Source organism: Enterococcus villorum, assembly GCF_007990225.1.
Lineage (GTDB): Bacteria > Bacillota > Bacilli > Lactobacillales > Enterococcaceae > Enterococcus_B > Enterococcus_B villorum.
Genome location: NZ_BJWF01000080.1, coordinates 1 through 2,344 on the forward strand (window position 1 = coordinate 1; position 2,344 = coordinate 2,344).

The window sequence follows — 2,344 nt, forward strand, 5'->3', positions numbered from 1 at the left end:
GCTGGCTATGGAACACCGTGGATAAGGTCGTGACAGAGCCGCTTAGCTCCGAGCAAATCAAAAACGATGAGAAACTCAAAATTTTCCTCATCGTTCGTAAGCATCTTTTATCTGAAAAATCAAACTCTTTAATTAATTCAATTTTATTGTCTTATTCATCACGCATTTATCACTTGACTGTTTTAACAGCCAAAACGATTTTCTCTCAGGACAGCTTTCTTGATATCTTCAACGGTTTGTGTCCCAGCTAATTGCATCACCATTTCAAGTTCTGTTTTGAAAAAATCAAATACTTGTTTGATTCCTATACTACCACCTAAAGAAAGACCATAAATAGCCGGTCTACCAATGGCTACTATATCTGCCCCTGAGGCAATGGCTTTAAACACATGTTGGCCTCGTCTTACACCGCTGTCAAATACGATAGGTACCCGCTTATCCACTGCTTCTGCTACATATTGTAAAGAATCAAAAGAAGCTGGTCCACCATCTAATTGTCTTCCTCCGTGATTGGAGACCCAAATTCCTTGCGCTCCTGCATCAATTGAACGATAAACATCTTCTTCTGACTGCACACCTTTCACATAAATAGGTAGTTCCGAATGGGTCGTAATAAATTCAATATCTTTTGGACTTAATTTTTGTTTAGAGGATTTATAGACGGCATCCATCGTTTGCCCTACGCCAGATTGATAAGCTTGGACAATTGGCATCGGCAATGGAAAAGTGAACCCATTTCTTCGATCTGTTTCACGATTTCCACCAACTGTTGCATCTGCGGTGAGAACCACTGCTTTTGCTCCATTTCGTTTCGCCATTTCTAATATATCTAAATTGATCCCATCATCTTTACTCATGTAAAATTGAAACCATTGTGGTGCCTTTTCCCCACCAGCATTTCTGATTTCTTCCAATGTACACGAAGCGTAAGAACTAGCTGTATAGACCGTTCCAAAATCGGCTACCCCTTTAGCAGAAGCTTTTTCTGCTTGTACATGCGCTAATCCATGAGCAGCAACCGGTGCCATAATAATAGGAGCACTCAGCGTTTCATCAGAAAAAAACGTTGTGGTATCAGGTAGTTCAACATCCTTCAAAACATGTGGGATAATCAATTGATGATTAAAAGCTTTCTGGTTTTCACGATAAGTAAATAAATCACCAGCACCACTACTGATATATCCATATCCACCATTTGGAATCACTTGAGTGGCCATCATTTCTAAATCTTCCATATTGATAAAATCAATAATTCCTTCATTCGTACCCGCTTGATAAACTTTTTCCATAATAAAGCCTTCTTTCTTTATAATAAGAAATATGAATTTAATGATAGCGTTTGCATTATTATGGTACCTCTCAAAAATGATACAGGCAAATAATCTGTTTGAAACACACAACAAAGAAGCAAAACAAAAAAAACAATGCATTGCATTTATTTATAAATTGTTCAGAAACTCATTTTTTTCTTTTTACTAGTAAGAAATGGAACAAACTCCCATATCTCACATAGGTATTTGTTCCATACTCTTTCGTTTATCAAAGAACTGTTTTTTCTTAAATTTTATTACATGACTGTTTTATTTTTCTGGAATAAAAGCTTCTCCTTTGGCAAAAACAACAGCTTCCCCACCAATCACTATACGGTTGTCAATTAATTCACATTCAAGATAACCGCCTCTTGGTGAAAGTTGATGTGCCATCATCTGCTTCTTTCCTAATTTATCTGCCCAATAGGGAATCAAATTAGCATGAGCAGAACCACAAACAGGATCTTCATTGATGGTTAGTTTTGGAAAAAAGGTTCTAGAAACAAAGTCTTCTGTTGTTCCCTTCGCGGTGACGATGACGCCCACTCCTCGCTCAAAGTTTTTGAGTTCTGAAAAATTAGGTTGCAATTGTTCGACCGTTTCCTCATCTGATAAAACAAAAAACAAGTCACGTGCTAAATAAGCTTCTTGGATTTTTGCTCCCAATCCCGTTTCATATGCTGATAAAATTTCTATTTTTTTAGGCATGATACTCGGAAAATTCATGTAGTATTTTTCTTTCTTCTTAGTGACAAAAAGATCACCACTTTGACTTGTGAACTGAATCGTCTCTTGTTTTATATCATAATAATTGAACAACACAAATGCCGTAGCTAACGTAGCATGCCCACATAACTGAACCTCCCACGATTAAAATTGCGGGGTTCTGAGCCCTTACGAACTTAAAACCCTTTGATCCTAATGTAGTTTCCTCTTGCCTGAGATACGGGATATCTAAGAAGTCGCCATTCAGCGATATAACCGAGATAACCTAATCATTCGGTTCATGGATAAACAAAGTATTGGCTCTCATA

Annotated in this window: 1 protein-coding gene and 1 pseudogene; both read right to left on the reverse strand. The window is 37.4% G+C overall.

Annotated elements, in window-relative coordinates; all coding sequences use genetic code 11:
- Positions 1–182: 182 nt before the first annotated feature.
- A complete protein-coding gene (locus EVI01_RS13315; protein WP_010752588.1) occupies positions 183–1,289 on the reverse strand; it encodes an alpha-hydroxy-acid oxidizing protein in 1,107 nt (368 codons plus the stop codon).
- A gap of 291 nt (positions 1,290–1,580) precedes the next feature.
- Positions 1,581–2,174 (reverse strand): annotated as a pseudogene (locus EVI01_RS13320) (PhzF family phenazine biosynthesis protein); the annotation flags it as partial.
- Positions 2,175–2,344: the final 170 nt, after the last annotated feature.

Coding starts and splice junctions, on each gene's coding strand:
- EVI01_RS13315 (WP_010752588.1), bottom strand. CDS start 1,289: ATGGAAAAAGTTTATCAAGCGGGTACGAATGAAGGAATTATTGATTTT.